Here is a 17,850-nt window from a genome sequence, read left to right as displayed (position 1 = left end):
GAGGTCGGCGTGCAGGCCGACTCTGACGAGGGCCCCAACTAGTTTTGGGAGCTTGGTCAGAGTCTGGCTACACACAAGTATCTCACAGACAAGCACCTCCGAGTTGCGTGACTTGTCTGCAAAATGCAGTTCAGGTAAACTGCACTCACCAAACTGTATTTTCATTTCACATCGCTTCAAACATTTCAAACTAACGAAACGAAAGGAAGTTATCTGCTATGCAATACTTAATTGGTACAGATATTGGGACTTCAGGTACCAAGAGTATCTTAATGGATACTACTGGTAAGCTGCTAGCTCAAGATCTTGAAGAATATGACGTATTAACTCCCAAGCCTCTATGGGCTGAACAATGGCCTGACGTTTGGGTAAAGGGTGTCAAAGATTCAATTCGCGCCGTTGTGAAAGAATCTGGCGTGTCTCCTGACGATATTAAGGGCATCGGGATCAGTGGTCTATATGGTGGCTCAGGGGTCCCAGTAGACGCTGATATGAAGCCAGTTCGTCCAGACCTGATTTGGATGGACCGTCGTGCTCAGGAAGAAACTGAATGGGTCAAATCCCACATCTCAACTGAAAAACTGACAGAGATCACCGGTGACGATGTGGTTGACCCATACTACGGCTACACTAAGATCTTATGGATCAAGAATCACGAACCAGAAAACTGGCGTAAGATTCGCATGTTCCTGCCACCGAGCAACTTTGCCATCTATCAATTGACTGGTGCTGTTTGCATCGACCATACTGCCGCTGGTAACTTGGGTGGTTTGTATGACATCAACACGCATACTTGGTCAAAGGAATTACTGAAGGACATGGGGATTCCTGAAAGCATGATGCCAGAACCGATCGTTGATTCAACGACCATTGTTGGTGGCATTACTAAAGAAGCTGCCGCTGATTTAGGTGTCAACGAAGGCACCCCTGTCGTTTCCGGTGGTGTTGACGTTGGTGCTGCTAACGTTGGCATGGGCGTCTTTGAACCCGGCCGCTACGTTGCCGCCATTGGTTCTTCAATGAACGCTGCTTTGGTCAGCAAGGATCCCATCAAAGGTCAGGGCTTAATTGTATGGCCATACCCTTACAAATCAGAGAACTTAGTTTATAACTTCTCTGGTTCAGCAACAGCCGGCGCCATTACTAAGTGGTTCCGTGACAACTTGGGTGAAAAAGAAGTCGCTGAACAAGAAAACGGTGGCGATAACGCCTACGTTGCTCTAGGTAAAGAAGCTCATGATATTAGCGTTGGTAGTGACGGTTTGGTTGTTCTGCCATACTTCATGGGTGAACGGGCACCAGTTTGGAACTCAGACGCTAAGGGCATGATTTTTGGTCTCTCACTAGTTCACACGAAGGCCCACTTGTTCCATGCATTCCAAGAAGCCGTTTGCTACGCATTACGCCATAGTATCGAAAGTACTGGCCGCGACTTAGGTGATTACATTGTTATCGCTGGTGGTGTCACTAACTCACCAGACTGGGTACAAATGTTTGCTGATGTTACTGGCTACGCCGTTCGGACACCAATTGAAAATGCCGAAGCTAACTTAGGCGACGTTATGCTAGCCGGACTTGGAACTGGTATCTTGACCGTTAACGACGTTCAAAAGTGGCAAGTTCTTGGCGACAAGATCGAACCAAACAAGCGTCGTCACGAAGCTTACAACAAGTTCTACAAACTCTATCGTCAATTATACAAGGACCTTGAAGGCGACATGCACACACTGACACAAATCACCAAAGAGTCAGAGGCACTGCTTCAACCTGAAGGATCAGTTAAATAACAACAGCTAAAGTTACAGCCATAACTAAACTGGATGAGAAAAGCCATCGACATATTCGGTGGCTTTTCTTTGTCGCTTGTGAGTGGGTCACGTGCTGTTTGTAGTGATTATTTCTCCTTTTTATAGTCGGACTTGACTCATTAAGTGCCCCCTTGTATTTTGAACTTGGAAAGACTGTTTGTAGTGCATTTTAAGCTTCCCATGACTGGGCGCTCTAGTTGCTTCTTACTTCTCATTAAGTGCATTAAGTTAACCGATCAGTCGACTGAAACTGAATCTTTATCTAGGGTCAAAGCAGTCTAAACACTGCAGTTTATTAACTGCGGTTCCTGAATAAAAGCAGACGCCTGCATCGAAACCTTGCCAGTTATTGAACCCCCTTTTCGAAGATAGTTTGAAACCAATCCAGCCTTATTAAACCGAGGGAATCTCTGTTTGCCTGACAATATAAAAAGGTGGTCGACAGTGTTTCACATGAAACATCATCAACCACCTAAATCATTTAAATACTCAGAGACTATCGTTCAAATTATTGAGCAGTATAACCACCATCGATAACGAATTCACTCCCAGTTGAGAAGGTCGATTCGTCCGATGCCAGGTAGAGTGCCAAACCGGCAACTTCATCTTTTTCACCAAACCGCCCTAATGGTAATGATGCCAAGTGGGCACCAATCAGCTTTTGTTCCTTAGGGTCATTATCCAATTCTGGTTTGTGGATCGGCCCTGGATGGATGGAATTGACACGAATCCCGTACTTTTGTTTTGCACAGTATAGCGCCGCTGATTTGGTCATCATTCTAACGGCACCCTTGGCCGCCGTAAAGGCAAACAAATTCGGGTATCCAATCAGGCCTTCAATGGATGACATGTTGATGATGGAGCCGCCATGATCCTTCATATTCTGGATGCCGTATTTAACCCCCAGCATCTCACCGTCAAGGTCGACAGCCATCACTTTATGCCACTCATCCAAGGTCACATGCTCAGCATCGTTAAACGCCGCAATACCAGCGTTGTTGAACACAACATCAACCTTACCAAACGTCTCTAAGACCTTTGCAAATACCGCCTGCCAGTCAGCCTCCTGAGAAACGTCGTGCTTGATAAAAATCGCACCGTGGCCGATTTCTTTGGCAGCCTTGGCACCATGATCGACATTCACATCGGTAATCGCGACCTGAGCCCCTTCAGCTGCGAAGCGCTTGGCAGTTGTCAAACCAATACCATTGGCTCCGCCAGTAATAATTGCCACTTTATTGTCTAAACGTCCCATACTTTAGTTCTCCTTTTCAACTAGATTACGATTTACTTGTAATTTTACTTAAAATATAATGATGCTAATAAACGTTAATCACTGGACCAGGAATCGGCCCACTTTAAGGAGTCATCGAAAATGAACCTGTTAGGATTACGCTACTTTATTGCGGTAACTGACTATGCCAGTTTCACCAAGGCCGCTGAACACTTATTTGTTACTCAGCCCACCTTGAGCCGGCAGATCAGCGACCTAGAAAACGAGATGGGTACAGCCCTTTTTATCCGCGGTCATCACGCACTTAAGCTCACTGCAGCTGGAAAGCGTTTCTTTAAGGAGGCCCAAAAGATCACTAATCAAGTTGACCACCTCAAGGATACCGTGAACCCGTCCGCTGATAATCAGGCGGGTATTTTAAAGATTGGCTATCAAAGCTTCTTGGACACATCCTTGATGTATGATATCGTCAAGCAGGTCAGTCAAAAATATCCCGATATTGAGATGCCGCTCTTTCGTGGTACCCCTGCTGAGCTTCGCAACCAACTAGTGACGCATCAGTGTGACGTTGTCTTTACTTTAACCCCGTGTATCGAAGGCTTCACTGGAATCGACTATCTCGATCTGCAGAAAAATCAAATCAAGTTGGCGGTGCCTCATGATCATCCATTGGCCAAGCAGAAATCCGTTGATCCAAAAGAGCTCGCCGACGAAAACTTTATCCTGCTAAACCGCCAAGTGTCACCCTTTATCGTTGATTATATGATCAGTCTTTGCATGCAAAACGGTTTTTCACCAAACGCGACCTACTACGTTAACGATGCTGAGAGAGCACTTATGTTAGCCGGTGCCGGCAAAGGAATCACCTTTTTGCATTCAATGAATAAAGTTAGCAGCCCAATCAAAAATTTTGGCATTCAGCTTCTCGACATTGCTGGTCAAATCGACAATTTTAACTTTGTGCTAGCCTATCGTGAGAAGAATCGTAATCCATTACTCAGTGTTTTTACAGCTGAAGCCAGTCAGTATTTGAAGCAGATTCAACAAAGAGCTTGAAAGCTCGATCACTTTCAAGCTCTTTTCTGTTAGGCTCGGACTCTGAAGCCGACCGACTTAAAGCCACCGTCAAGTTGAATAAATTCAGCATCAGCTGTAATCGGTAGCTGACTGATCAGCTGATCCTTATTCGCCTCAGTGACGCCATACAATGCTGCATGAAATTGACGGGTCCCCTTTGGGAAGTGGCCGATACAGATGCAGTATGGTTCTTTGCTAACAAAAAATTCATCGGCTTTTCTAAACGTATAATCACCAGCAACACTGGAATCTTCAAACCGGATCTCATCAATGACGGCTTCAGTACCTAAATCGATCCAGTCGAGATTAGTACTGCCGCACTTCTGACACGTTGGCAGCGGTGGCCAAACAACGTCGCCGCAGTCTGCACATTTCATGCCTAAGATCTTACCCTTTTCCAAATTGTCATAATATGGTTTTAAAATTGGACGTAGTTTGTACATAACGGCTTCCTCCTAGTCCTGATTCTCTAGCAAAATACCAACAGTTGTGTGGCCGCCACCCATGCCGCGAACAAGCACGTCATTAACTGGCTTTGGAACTTGGTCTGTCCCAGCAGTACCACGCATCTGGAAAATAGCTTCACTTAACATATTGATACCGGCACAGCCAAATCCATGCCCAAAGCTAAGGTCACCACCGTGTGGATTAATTGGTTTATCAGCGTCAAATCTTGTCCGACCATCGAGTTCATACTTGTAGCCTTCACCCTCTGGTAAGTAACCGAAGACTTCGGCACTGTCTAGTTGTTCACCAGAAGTCATAACCGTGGTGATCATCAAGTCCAAATCATCTGGGTTGAAGTTATCCTGACCACCATAAAGGGCATCACGAACGTCCACGTTCATCTGGTGGAAGCAGAATGGAAAGCGCTGCGTATTAGAAACTTCAGCGTGGTCGATAACCGTGATTGGATGATCTTGATACTTCTTAGCAATGTCAGAAGAGCAAACGATAATCGCACCAGCTTCAACGTTGTGCAAAACACTGCCACTCTTACGAATGTACTGAGTGATCTTTGGATTGTTCTTTGAACGCATGTAGGCCATTACGTCGTCATATCCAGCCTTTTTAGCAATTTCAGAATATGGCGTGCGGGCTAAAGCACGAGGGTTGTGAGAGGCATTATAGCGCAGGTTAATTGCCATGGCGTTATAGGTATCATCCAAGGTCTTTTCGTCGATGCCATAGTGCTTGATATAGTACTTGCCTTGTTCCTCAGTCAGTAAGTTGTCACTGACACCGTCAAACCGTGAGTACGCGGTATCAAAGAGGGCCCGACCTGGTGACCACCAACCATCATACTTTTGAATTGGCTGTAACATGTAAGCGGGTTGATTACGCGCGTTAAAATGCTTGGGCGATTCAATACCGGCGCACATGACAATGTCATATTTACCCGATGCAACCGAATTAACGGCTTCGTTAAAGGCGAGGTAGCCACCAGCGCAGGCTTGTTCGATATGGGTGATCGGCTTACCAGCTAATCCAGCCCACTCTTCCAGTGAACCAACTGGCGCCATGACATTCCCACAAGTAACGAAGTTAGCCATCTGAGAATAAACGACTTTATCAATATCCTTAGGTTTTACCCCTGCATCTTGCATGGCTTGATTACAAGCGGCTGCCCATAATTCATAGACCGACAGATCCTTGTACTCTGGATCATCAAAGGTTCTTTGAGGAAGACTACTTGTTCCGATAACGGAAACGGGACGAGCAAATTTTTGCTTCAACATGATTTTTTCCCCTTTCGTTCAGTTCGCTATTTGCCGAAATGTATGCGCATACATTTTCCAATACTAAAGTTCACTTGTAAACAAAGATGAGTATTCATGAGATTTCCCTTTGTTCATAATTATCATAACCCGTCAAATTAAGCTTGTATAATTGCTATTTTGCATGAAAATGCCAATTTTAGTCTGTCATTTATTTTATGTATGAAACCTCACAAGCTATTCTCTAGCTAAATGGGGTCCCGCTGTATCATTCAACCCTAAATAATGCCATCTTTTCCGGGATTATAAAGCAGATCATCAACTTCACAAGCTAGTGCCCAGCAACTTTAATTGCGGCGTATAAATTCTGTAAAAGCTGATTTTGATTATCTTTTCTGATTGCCGCAACAATATTTTGATCTAGACTTTCCTCCTTTAAATCAGCGATCTTAATATGATACCGATCCTCCAGAGTGCCATTGTTCATTCCCGAATACAAAAAAGCAATTCCTTTACCGACCGCCACCATTGATAGCCCTTCATCGAGTGTGTTAACGTAGTAGTCCGCTCTTAGATTAAAGCCGTTCTTCAAACCTAAATTAATCACATAATCGACAATTACCGGTGATTTTTGCCGTTCTAACAAAATAAACGTTTCGTCCTTTAGGTCTGCAAAGCTTACCTTTGTCCGTTGACTAAGCGGATTCTGTAACGGAATTGCAATTTGCAGATGATTTTCCATAAAGAGTTTGCGTTTAATATCCACCCTGTTTAAAAAGTATGAGGCCTGACAAAAGACTAAATCGTAGTTGCCGCTACTTAGACCATCGGCTAAGTTCATTGGAATATCCTGGTTCATTATAAATTGAACGTTAGGATGACTGACCTTAAACTGATTCAACAGCTCAAACATGAATCCGAAGTTGAAGTTTGATAAATAACCAATATTAAAGATGCCTCTTGACCGGGACTCTTCATCTTGGTCGTCAAACATATGCGCTAAGTTATCAACCTGTGCTAAAACATCGGTCGTTGCATTTAAAAATTGCCGGCCATTCTCGGTTAATTTTAGGGTATGACTCTGGCGATCAAACAACTTCACACCAAGTTCTGATTCTAGTTCCTGAATGTGTCGGCTCAGAGTCGGCTGCGAAATGAAAAGTTTCTCCGACGCCCGGGTAAAGCTCATTTCAGTAGCAACCTCAACAAAATACTTTAAATTAGCTATTTTCATTAGGCGCTCCAATCTAAAAATATGCTTGTAATAACTTCACAACAAAGTTACTACAAACATATCTTTCCAACAAGTTATATTTTTACTTCACGATTGGTTCGGCCATCTGCGGTAATTGCAAATACGAAGCGTACTGACCACCAGTGTGCAAAATGTGCACACCCCGATTATCCGGTGTGCAACCCGGTGTACCCGGCATGACAGCGCCAAGTTCATCCTTCGAACTGACCACCACACGCAGTGTTTCGCCAGCTTTATATGATAATCCCATTGGACTCAAAATAACATCTAATGCGACAATTTCACCCTTCGATAATTTTTCAACCCGGTCAAAGCTATAAGCAGGAATATCCGGTGTTGAAGTCTTCTCATCCAAGTGTCTCTTGGAAGCCCTCAGCCGTCCCCAAGAGCCCTTGTAGCGTAGTGCAGAAGCGCCATCTTGGGTGAAGTCTTGCATGGCAGCTCCATGGTTGGGAATGACAAATTCACTGAGCACGTTACCCAATCGGTCGATTTTTTGCACCCAAACGAAGATGTCCATATCGTCATAACCATCCACTTCCATGAACAGTTTGGCTTTCGGATAACCAACAAAATCAGTGTCCTTATCAAAGGTCATCTGAAAGGATGTTCGTCCTGGCAATCCACCAGCCTGATACTTTACGGGAACATCTTGCTCTACTGGCGCCGTTTGCAGCGTTCTAGTGATAGCGTTCACGTAATAACGGGTCTCGTGACTACCAGCAGGAGGAAATGTTTCAGCCGGAATGTCGGTCTTATTGTGCCCTTCTAGATCCAGCAGTGAAAAACGAACGGCAGGCGTCTGTTCCCATCCGTTATCCTTACCCAATAGGTAATGATCAAAGAACCGTCTTAACTCTTCCATGTTGTCCTTATCATAGTAGTAAGGCCACTCTTGCCGATCGTGAATTCGTAGCCACTTTTCTTTTGAACCCAAAGCACGCCAGGCTCTGAAAGTGCCCATGGTATGCAGCGTACTGGAGTAACTAGCGACCACGAAGGCTGGCACTTCAATCTTACTTGGGTCGGCCACTTTATCCTGCCAAATTGGTGCATCCGCCAATGGGTAAGCTTTCATTTCCTTAGTGAAATCCTCCCGTTTGGCTCCTGTCGCGCTAACGTGGTTAACCGCTAACCGATTGATAAAGTTTTCGTCTGGAATACCGCCAACAAAGGCTAAATCACGGTATGCATCAGACAATCCTTCAGTTGGGTTGATACAGGTTAAGTGCGGTGGCATTTCTGCGGCAATGTACCACTGCGAGAAGGTCAAATATGAAGTCCCGGTCATGGCAGTTTTACCATTTGACCAAGATTGCGCTGCTAACCATTCAATCAAGTCGTAACCGTCCTCAGCTTCCTGGGAACCGATCATGGTCGTATTACCCTCACTATGCGCAATTCCACGCATATCTGGGTTGCAGACAGCATAACCGTGTGCAACCCAATAGTTAGGATCTGGGGCTTCAAATTTTGTCAGGCCCGAGTTCCATTGATTACCCATACCCAGCATATTAAACAAATTCTTGTAGCGCGGCGCCGTCCCCGCACTCTTGCCGTATGGACTCCAAGCAATCAAAGTCGGAAAAGTACCAACTGTTGTGGGCATATAGATATCGGTATAGATCGTGACCCCATCGCGCAACTTAACGGGCACATCCTTCAACATTTTGATATCAACATCTAAGGGCTTAAACCCCTCAGCAATCTGCTGACCCTTCTTTAAAACCATTTCCTTAGTCTCAAACGGACTTAAAACACCGTGCTCAATACCGTTATCAATATAGTCATAAGCGGGACTAAACTTCATATCTTGAGTGATCTTAACAACCATTTTATGACCTCCAGTCGCATGTGCTAAGGTTCTACTACATATCCAACTGAAGTATATCTATCTTGCTCATCCAAGTACAATTGTAATTTCGGATATTGAATGCCCTGATCGCTTGCTATGCATTTTACGAATATGAGTCCGGGATATTAAAACTCATTACCACGGTAATCTGCCGGCATTTTCGGTGAACGTCCCCGTTTGTAGATCATCTAGCGGTGCACTTGCCAGCTTTATAATTTGCGCTGCGCCGGTCGCGACGTCCTGCATCCCGGCCGGCTTTGGTGCCGATGCTGGCCGACCACCAAAACTAGTCGCGGTCCAGCCTGGGTTAACGGAATTGACCGTAATCCCTTCATCAGTCAACTCTTTACTGAGCGTAATGGTAAAGAAATTAACGGAGGCTTTAGAAGCCTGGTAACCAACCGAATTAACCTTGTAAAAACGGGAGCTGGGATCGGTCGCCAACCCTAAGGAACCCATATTACTGGAAACGTTGATAATCTTTGCTGGCTTGCCCTTCTCTAAGAGAGGCAACATTGCTTGGGTCACATCAATCAATCCAAAGAAGTTAACGTCGAATTCCTGGCGCATAGAATCCGTACTGGCTTTAGAAGCTGGTGCATGATTCCCAAGGGCAATACCGGCATTATTAATCAAAATATTTAAGTAACCGTAATCCGCTTTAATTCTGTCAGCTGCCGCCTTGATTTGATCCTTATTAGTCACGTCAAGCTGGACGAAGACCGCTTGAGCGCCGGCTTTTGCTAACTTTTGAACAGCCTTTTGTCCGCGTTCCTGATCTCGAGCGCCAACCAAAATAAACTGGCCTTTTTTACCCAGCGCTTCCGCCGTTGCGTAACCAATGCCCTTATCCGCTCCGGTGATCAGTGTCATCACTTGCTTACTCTCTGCCAAAATCGTCATCCTTTCGCATTGAAATCATTATCTATAACCTTCCATCGTCAAAATACCGGTGGTTTAAATTGACATCTCCTGGATGTGTGTATATAGTTTATAACAGTCAACTATTAATAATCAACAATTAAAATTCAAAGTTTCAATTAAGACTGGATTTGGAAAGAAGGGCAGAGAGAATGGCAGCAAAGAACACCGATCCTCACGAACTAGGACAATTATTCACGGCGTTGAACCAGGCGATCCTTCAAAACCGGACGTTAAGTGAATTTGGCCTGACAAATTTACAAAGTATGACGCTTAAAAACGTCTACCTTAACCCTGGTATCAGCATGGGTGACTTAGCAGAAGAAACCGGAATCGCCCGAGCTCAGCTCACTAGGTTGATTACAAACTTAGAAGCACGCAACTTAGTCCGCCGAGAGCATAATCAAACCAATCGGCGAATGGTCAACGTCTTTGGCACCGATCATGGCCAGTCTGTCATGCAAAAGCACCGTCAAATCATTGAAAAACGCATTCAGGGTCACATTCAAACCCTCAATAATTCAGAACAAGCTGCTTTGGCTGAGCATTTACGAAAAAGCATTCAATTAATGGTTAAATCTGGCATTATCAAGCCAAGCGATAAGTTGCAATTTGAGTCATAGAGAAGGTCGTATAATGAAAATAATTACAATCGAAGAACATTTCGAGTCACCTGTCATCAGCCAGAAGTTAGCGCAAGTACCTGGTGTCCCCGTCATGCCAAAAATGAGTACCGAGATGCAGTCTTATTTACAACGGACTTTACCAACCGCTGAGATCATGCAGGATACCACCAAAATGAGACTAAACTTCATGAATCAATATGATATTAACCGCCAAGTTTTATCCTATGGTAATGCCAGTCCGCAAAATTTGGATCCCCAGTACGCCGTGCCGCTCTGCCAGGAGGCTAACGATGAACTGGCTAAAGTGATTTCGGCTAATCCCAGTCGCTTTAGTGGCTTCGCAGTGCTGCCAGTCGGCGACCCAAAAGCTGCCGCCACGGAACTAAAACGGGCTGTTAACGATTGTCACCTGAAAGGCGTCTTGTTGAAGGGTAATTATAAAGGTCACTTTTTTGACGACCCCTTCTTTAGACCCATTTTTGAAATGGCTAGCCATCTGGATGTCCCGGTATACATGCATCCGTCCTTTATCCCTAGCACCATTACGCAGCACTACTTCGAGAGTGATCAGTGGTCGGACATCGTTACCGGCAACCTTTCCACTACCGCTTACGGCTGGCACATGGATATCGGCATCCAAATTATTAGGATGATCACCTCTGGCATCTTTGATCAATTACCAAATTTAAAATTGATTTCTGGCCACTGGGGCGAGCTGGTACCCTTCTTTTTGGAGCGACTGGCTGGCGAAATTGATCCCATTTCACATCTAAAGCAATCATTTGCAACGTATTATCGTCAAAACGTCTACGTGACACCCAGCGGTATTTTAACGAATCCTCAACTCAACTTTGTCCTGTCAGAGGTCGGCGCTGACCACCTGCTTTATGCCACTGACTACCCTTACAAACAACCGCAAAATACGCGTTCTTTCCTTGATCAGACCGACTTATCATCACGTCAGCTTGAGGCGTTCACCCATGGCAATGCGGAGAAATTACTGCATCTTAGTTAAAATTAAAAGCGGCTGATCAACCACCAAACATCGATTATTAGAGTGATAAAACAAGCGTCATAGTAGAACCCCATTTTAAGGAGTCTACTATGACGCTTGTTCTAACTGCCACTCAACAAGTTATCAATCCTTTATTTCGCAAGCCCGAATAATTTCTGGGAGTTTTGAAATGCAATTTGATCCTTCTGCTTATCCGTTAAATCAGCGGCTTCCAAAAAGTCGGTCACTTGCTGCTTGCGCCGGAGAAACGGGAAATCTTCGGCCCATAAAACGTGATCTGCACCCATCTCAGTAACCGCTAACTGCATCTGTGGTTTGGTAAACATTCCAGAGGCCGTCACAAAAACGTTCTGGCGGTAGTAATCAGAAAATTTTCGCTCTAGTGGCGTTGGAATCTTACCGATGAATTCATCTAATCGTTCTAGAAAATTGGGCACCATCTCGCCCCAGTGACCTGAGACCAGGTGGAGGTTTGGAAACCGGTCAAAGATGCCAGCCGCAATCAGTCGGATCATTTGAACGCCCTGTTCAGCGTGCCATCCCCAGCCGGCTGAACCTAACATCCCAGCCAGGCTATCAGAGTAAGACGGACTTTCATACAGCAGCTCCCGCTGGGCCTTACTTGGCATGCCTGGATGGAGATAGATAGGCACCTCTAGTTTTTCAGCCGCCTCAAAGATTGGCAAATACTGCGGTTCATCCAAGAAATGCCCGAAAGGCACACCACCGATCAAAGCACCTTTAAAGCCTAATTCTGTGACGGACCGATGGAGCTCTTCGGCAGCCGCTTCTGGATCAATCAGGGGCAGTACTGCTAACCCCGCAAAGCGTCCTGGATACTGAGCAATCTTTTGCGCTAAATGATCATTAGTTCTTTGAGCGCTTGCAACGGCTTTCTGCTTATCCGTTATCGTTGAGGCAACGGCATTTGGATCAGAAAGGACTTGTAAACTAATACCGTACTGATCCATATAGGCTAACTTTTGGTCAAAATTAGCTAATAAGGTCGTGACAAGTGCTGGATCATTGCCCTTTGGATTCACGTGAGCATCATTTTCAGGCTCAGTCTGCTCCGGTATCGTCTGAGAATCTGGAAAATCAAAGTGCTCTTCAACCGTAATTATTCGTCGCATGAGATCCTCCTATTTGTCGTCTCGATACCAATCGTTCAGCTGTTTCAAAAATTTCTGTACGGAAGCCGGCTGGTCAAGTCCTGGCAGATCATCACTAGCTTTGACACCAAGGTCCTTCAACACAATGGCAAGGTTCTTATAACTGTCACGAGCACCAGGCACTGGTTTAATATCCTTAGGGGTCACCGGTAGCAAAGTATCGCGTTCATAGATGGGGGTCATGCTATAAATTTTCCATTCGCCATTAACTTTCTTAAGCGAATAAACCAGACGTACATATATGAGATTGTCCATTGTCTGACCTTGAACCGGCGTCCTGCCCGTCATCGTTGTCACGACGACCGCCACTGCTTTATTGCCGTGCAGCCAAACCAAGGTGTCATGCATCTTGTGTGCCGGTAGAGAATCTGTTTGAGCATCGGGTGAGGGCTTTGATGCCGCCAAAAAGCCCTTGATATCACCCTTATACCAGGAAATCTCAATTGTGGCATCATCCGTGTAACAAGTTGCCATGCCGTCCCATAACCCATAGTCTCGGGCATACCGTTCATAGTGAACTAACTCCGTAATCTGTTGCTTTGCCAGCATTTCTTCAACCGTTTTGGTGGTTGGCCGTTCTTCTTCAAATAACACTCTAAATGCTTCCTTTCAACTCTCATCATTCCGCTCTTAAAGCAATCGCTGCGTCTTTCTTAGCCGCCATTCGGGCTGGAATATGTCCGCCCATCAACGTCAAAATAGTGGAGATAATAATCAATACCACCGCTTGGATCGGGTTCAAGACCGCCACTCCTGACAGCCCAGTAATGTTGAGCAACAGCGAATTGATTGGGAACGTCAGGAGATAGGCAATGAGAATACCAAAGATCCCAGCACCAAAGCCGAGAATAAACGTCTCCGCATCAAAGACTCGGGTGATGTCTTTTTTACGTGCACCCAAGGCCTTTAAGACCCCAATTTCCTTAGTTCTCTCCAACACGCTGGTATACGTGATAATGGCAATCATGATCATTGAAGTGATCAAAGAGATCCCCGCCAACGCCACTAAAACATCGGTAATGGCATCCATCACGCCACCGGTCATCGCCGAAATGGTGCTAGCTAAGTCAGTGTAGCGGACTTGATCAGACTTCGGCTTTCCTTTGTTATACGCTTTTAAATACGCTAAAACCTGGTCCTTCTTTTTAAAGCTTGTGGGATAAATTTGAATGTTTGTCGGTGTCGTTGAAGCACCCAGACTCGTTAACATCGCACTACGAGTGGCACCGTTCATACTTTGTCCAGTCGTCACGTTTCTTCGCTGACCTTTTTGGGCCTTAGCAATTTTTGAATTACGATTCATTGACAGTGCCGTTTGCGTCAAATTAGCACTGTAAGCGACACCGCTTGGCAAGATACCATCTGAATTATTGGATTTTACCCGAATAATTCCGCTGACCGTTAAAGTTCGGGTAGCTGATTTATTAGCCATCGCACTATAATCTCGTGCTGGTAAGAAACTGCCCGTTGGTAATTTCCGATAGTAATCGTCATTTGCCACCATTTTAATCTTCATACCAACCAAATCTTGATACTTTAAGGTTTGGCCATCTTTTACGTTGACGCCAAGGTTTCGCAGACCATTAATATTGATGGCGTTATGTTTATCAGCTACCAGTACAATATCGGTAGCTTTTGTCGGGTATTTACCATCCAAGAGCCGATAATAGGTCCTTAGGAAGGATTGTTTCCCATCGCGGTTTACCGGATAAACACCACTGGCCGTATTGCTACTGCTACCACCGCTGAACATTAAGCCCGCCGAACTAGCCGCATTGTTGGGATCCGCGTTAGAAAAGGTCACCTGCTGGTACTTACCGTTGACTTTTCGGATCAAATTCATGCCAGTTCCGTAACTAATGGCAATGTTGCTGGCATCTTTTTTGGGCATCTTTTTTAAATAATTCAAGTAGTTCTGATTCAGTTTATTAGTATGTTGAGCCCGCTCCAAGTTACTCTTTTCAGCCCGAACCTGGTGACCTTTAGCATCGCTAGAAGCGTTCTCGTTCGAGCGAATCGCATTCGTATCAGTGTTGACTGGTGCTACCGTAACCGGCATCGTCGACAGCGTCTCACTCTGGGTCTGGTTGACTTGTTTTTGAAAGCCATTTGAAAGAGCTAAAACGACAGCCACACCGATGATGCCAATACTAGAAGCAAAAATCGTTAAAAACGTCCGCCCCTTTTTAGTCTTAATGTTAGTAAATGACAGCTTAAGCGCCGTCCAATAGCTCATTTTGGTTTTAGTCAACGAAAAATCAGCATCTGTTTGCTGTTCTTCATACGGCGCAGAATCGGCCTGTATCTGCCCATCCGCAAACCTAATGATACGATCAGCGTACTGCTTCGCTAGATCAGGATTATGCGTGACCATAATTACCAATCGGTCATGACTGAGGTCACGAATCAGATCCATAATTTCCAGACTTGTTTCGGAATCTAGAGCCCCAGTTGGCTCATCAGCCAGCAGAATTTCAGGATCGTTCGCAATCGCTCTGGCAATCGCCACCCGTTGCATCTGACCACCCGAAAGTTGGTTGGGCTGTTTATGAATCTGATCCTTTAGACCAACGCGGATCAAAGCATCGGTAGCCTTCTGACGCTTAACACTGGTTGAAACACCACTCAACGTCATGCCCATCTCAACGTTTTCCAGAATCGATAGATGGGTAATCAGATTATACGATTGAAAAATAAATCCCACTGAGTTATTGCGGTAAGCATCCCAGTCTGAGTCCTTAAAGTTTTTAGTTGATTTGCCCTTAATTAATAAGTCACCGGAATCGTATCGATCTAGCCCGCCAATGATGTTAAGCATGGTGGTTTTTCCGGACCCACTAGGGCCAAGAATCGCAACGAATTCTTTTTGTCGAAACGCAACGCTAACATCGTTTTGAGCTTTGGTAACAGTGTCGCCAACGGTGTAAGATTTGCTGATGTGTTTTAACTGCAGCATCTAATCCCCTTCTTTACATAGTGACATGGTAAAATCTCTTTTCCAGGATAAATCATCAGCAAATATTTTACAACCGTCAACTATTATTAATTATGAAATAATTATAGCTGGTCATAGTTTGGAGATTTATCGAAATATTTTGGGCGGGATAACCCGTTAAATATGAAGACGAAAAAAAGTGCGCCAAGACCTGGTAAGGTCCCAAAATTTAGGTAAATAGCGCCGTGGATCCCAATACTAGGAATCCACGGCGCTATTTGTTGACCTGGCTAATATCTTAGCTATGATACTCGTTTATGCCAGATAACAGTCTTGAGCGGTTTGAAAATTAAGATTAATTTTGGAGTGAAGTAACTAGTCATACTTTTAACAATTAAAGTTTTGTCACAGCAACGCTTAGTCTTTTAATCAACATCCGAGAAGGTAACGCACATCCTCAAACCCATCGGCTGCTATTCGTGTTCCACGTGAAACATGCATCACAAGTGATAATTAGAAGATAGTCATCACCATCACCGACTCTCGGTCACCGTTGCCCCATCGTTTAAAGTAAAATCGCCTCTAGCGTCGTTGCAAAGCCCTCTGGTTTTTGAGCATAGCCAAGATGACCACCAGGAATATCGTAAATTGGCAGCTGCAGATAATTTGCTAGGAACTGGTTAACTTTTTGCGGGTACGAACCGACGGAATCCGTCCCGTTTAATAAATGAATTCGGTCACGAGACTTCTTAAAGCCCTCAATATCCATTGGGCTACTAGTGTACTGTCGCACCTCATATTTGAACCAGTGCTTAGTACCGGCAACCGCGGGATCATCACTATCGCTATTGACTACCGCTGGTCGACTGTTCATTGCCTTGGCATCAAGTGGGCTGATATTCATAATTTGGCCGAACAATTGCATACCCGCTACAATACTTTTGTTAAATGCAGTCTCCACGATTTTTTCATTATCTGCTTGATCCTTCTTAGCACTCGGCATGAAACTGTTGATTGGCGGCTCATGAAAGGTAATTTGATTCACGATTTCAGGATGATCTTGCAACGTTTCCATGGCAACAATGGCGCCTGAGCTAGTGCCCATAATATCAACGCGGGCATTCGGGCTGACTAATTTTGCCAAGGCTGCCACGTCGCCGGCATCGGTTTTGAGCCGGTAGCGACTATTCGTGTCTGTCACTTCATCTGGCAGAGGCTCAGTTAATTTACTTTGGCCATAACCGCGGCGATCAAACGTGACTACTGTGAACTTATGCTTCAAGAATTGAACCGCTTGTTGAAAAATATTCCCAGTCCCATTTGCACCGGGAATTAGGATCAAAACAGGACCCTCACCAGTAACTTGATAATCTAAGATGGCGCCGTTTCGAGTTAGTTTAGACATGATTAAAGACTTCCTTTTAGTTGTGATGTTGGTTTCAAAAGTATAGACTCATGGTATGAGTTAACATGGTTGTATATTAAACTCATATCATGAGTTTGTCAAGAGAAAGGAACCTTTTCATGAAACGTGGTCAACTATCCCGTGAAATTATTTTAGAACAGGCGCTAAAAATCGCCAGTAAGTCCGGCTTAAACAAAGTTACCTATAATGGTCTAGCACGAGAAGTGGGCATCCAGCCCCAATCAATGTATCGTTACCTCAACAATCTTGCCGATGTTAGAGGTGGCACCCTCGCCTTATATATTGAAAAATTAACGACTGCCCTCTCCCAACTGGAGTTACCACACTCTGGTAAAGAAGCGCTGCACCAGTTGTCAGTGGATTTTATCCAGTTCACTCAATCAGGGATTCCCTTTAGTGACATGGTATCTGGGATCGCGACTTATGGTCAGGACTCCCACGTTCAAGATGCGTTGGCCGGTTTACGCTCCCTTTTTACGCCAATAATTCAATCTTTAACTTCTGATCCGCAACAGGCAGCTGCTAATGCTGAACTATTAATTGAATTTATTATCGGTCATTTGGGATTGATGTCGGTTCGACGCAACACTGAACAGCAGCAACGCCAATTTGAGGCTAACATTGATCGCTTACTCAGCCTATTTAATTAAATCAAGTTGGCACCCGCATTGTCGTTTCAATGAAATAAAAAGCACCAATCTAGCTTTGAAACCGCCAAGAGGCTGTGGGCTAAACTCCCCCTAAAGTAGACCAGCAAATAATTAAAGCTTGCCTATTTAGGAGGAGTTTTTGATGGGAAGAAAAGGAT

15 protein-coding genes are annotated in these 17,850 nt (G+C 44.8%); 5 read left to right on the top strand and 10 right to left on the bottom strand.

Annotated elements, in window-relative coordinates; all coding sequences use genetic code 11:
• The first annotated feature begins 218 nt into the window (after positions 1-218).
• Complete coding sequence (locus GM612_RS02310; protein ID WP_155430773.1) at positions 219-1,787, top strand: FGGY-family carbohydrate kinase; 1,569 nt, start codon at positions 219-221, stop codon at positions 1,785-1,787.
• Between the two features lie 529 nt (positions 1,788-2,316).
• Here GM612_RS02310 and GM612_RS02305 read toward each other — a convergent pair.
• On the bottom strand, positions 2,317-3,063 hold the full coding sequence (locus GM612_RS02305; protein ID WP_155430772.1) for a glucose 1-dehydrogenase: 747 nt from the start codon (positions 3,061-3,063) through the stop codon (positions 2,317-2,319).
• 120 nt (positions 3,064-3,183) lie between these two features.
• Between GM612_RS02305 and GM612_RS02300 the strand changes: the two genes are divergently transcribed.
• A complete protein-coding gene (locus tag GM612_RS02300) occupies positions 3,184-4,098 on the top strand; it encodes a LysR family transcriptional regulator (protein ID WP_155430771.1) in 915 nt (304 codons plus the stop codon).
• A 29-nt stretch (positions 4,099-4,127) separates the two neighbouring features.
• Here the strand turns inward: GM612_RS02300 and GM612_RS02295 are convergent, their stop codons facing one another.
• From GM612_RS02295 to GM612_RS02275, 5 genes are all read right to left on the bottom strand, one after another.
• The gene (locus GM612_RS02295) at positions 4,128-4,562 is read right to left on the bottom strand and encodes a Zn-ribbon domain-containing OB-fold protein (protein WP_155430770.1); all 435 of its coding nucleotides are present in this window, start codon (positions 4,560-4,562) and stop codon (positions 4,128-4,130) included.
• 12 nt (positions 4,563-4,574) lie between these two features.
• The gene (locus GM612_RS02290; RefSeq protein ID WP_155430769.1) at positions 4,575-5,858 is read right to left on the bottom strand and encodes a thiolase family protein; all 1,284 of its coding nucleotides are present in this window, start codon (positions 5,856-5,858) and stop codon (positions 4,575-4,577) included.
• Positions 5,859-6,168: 310 nt separating this feature from the next.
• Entirely contained in the window at positions 6,169-7,071 is a 903-nt protein-coding gene (locus tag GM612_RS02285) for a LysR family transcriptional regulator (RefSeq protein WP_155430768.1), read from the bottom strand.
• 82 nt (positions 7,072-7,153) lie between these two features.
• The gene (locus GM612_RS02280; protein ID WP_155430767.1) at positions 7,154-8,926 is read right to left on the bottom strand and encodes a CocE/NonD family hydrolase; all 1,773 of its coding nucleotides are present in this window, start codon (positions 8,924-8,926) and stop codon (positions 7,154-7,156) included.
• Between the two features lie 156 nt (positions 8,927-9,082).
• Positions 9,083-9,850: an SDR family NAD(P)-dependent oxidoreductase gene (locus GM612_RS02275; RefSeq protein WP_155430766.1), complete on the bottom strand. Its 768-nt coding sequence runs from the start codon at positions 9,848-9,850 to the stop codon at positions 9,083-9,085.
• A 170-nt stretch (positions 9,851-10,020) separates the two neighbouring features.
• On the opposite strand from GM612_RS02275, the gene GM612_RS02270 reads away from it, so the two are divergent.
• Both GM612_RS02270 and GM612_RS02265 read left to right on the top strand, forming a co-directional pair.
• Entirely contained in the window at positions 10,021-10,491 is a 471-nt protein-coding gene (locus GM612_RS02270) for a MarR family winged helix-turn-helix transcriptional regulator (protein ID WP_155430765.1), read from the top strand.
• Between the two features lie 13 nt (positions 10,492-10,504).
• A complete protein-coding gene (locus GM612_RS02265; protein ID WP_155430764.1) occupies positions 10,505-11,509 on the top strand; it encodes an amidohydrolase family protein in 1,005 nt (334 codons plus the stop codon).
• 131 nt (positions 11,510-11,640) lie between these two features.
• Here the strand turns inward: GM612_RS02265 and GM612_RS02260 are convergent, their stop codons facing one another.
• The 4 genes from GM612_RS02260 to GM612_RS02245 form a co-directional block, all read right to left on the bottom strand.
• Complete coding sequence (locus GM612_RS02260; protein ID WP_155430763.1) at positions 11,641-12,642, bottom strand: amidohydrolase family protein; 1,002 nt, start codon at positions 12,640-12,642, stop codon at positions 11,641-11,643.
• A gap of 9 nt (positions 12,643-12,651) precedes the next feature.
• On the bottom strand, positions 12,652-13,275 hold the full coding sequence (locus tag GM612_RS02255) for a nuclear transport factor 2 family protein (RefSeq protein WP_155430762.1): 624 nt from the start codon (positions 13,273-13,275) through the stop codon (positions 12,652-12,654).
• Between the two features lie 25 nt (positions 13,276-13,300).
• Entirely contained in the window at positions 13,301-15,637 is a 2,337-nt protein-coding gene (locus tag GM612_RS02250) for an ABC transporter ATP-binding protein/permease (protein ID WP_155430761.1), read from the bottom strand.
• 544 nt (positions 15,638-16,181) lie between these two features.
• Entirely contained in the window at positions 16,182-17,021 is an 840-nt protein-coding gene (locus GM612_RS02245) for an alpha/beta fold hydrolase (RefSeq protein WP_155430760.1), read from the bottom strand.
• A 119-nt stretch (positions 17,022-17,140) separates the two neighbouring features.
• On the opposite strand from GM612_RS02245, the gene GM612_RS02240 reads away from it, so the two are divergent.
• Positions 17,141-17,692, top strand: coding sequence for a TetR/AcrR family transcriptional regulator (locus tag GM612_RS02240; protein WP_155430759.1), 552 nt, complete (start codon positions 17,141-17,143; stop codon positions 17,690-17,692).
• Positions 17,693-17,850 lie beyond the last annotated feature (158 nt).

The sequence above is a fragment of the Secundilactobacillus folii genome (assembly GCF_009720675.1).
In the GTDB taxonomy this organism is placed as follows: domain Bacteria; phylum Bacillota; class Bacilli; order Lactobacillales; family Lactobacillaceae; genus Secundilactobacillus; species Secundilactobacillus folii.
The sequence above is the reverse complement of the archived record's forward strand: the minus strand, read 5'-3'. Positions and strand labels throughout refer to the sequence as shown.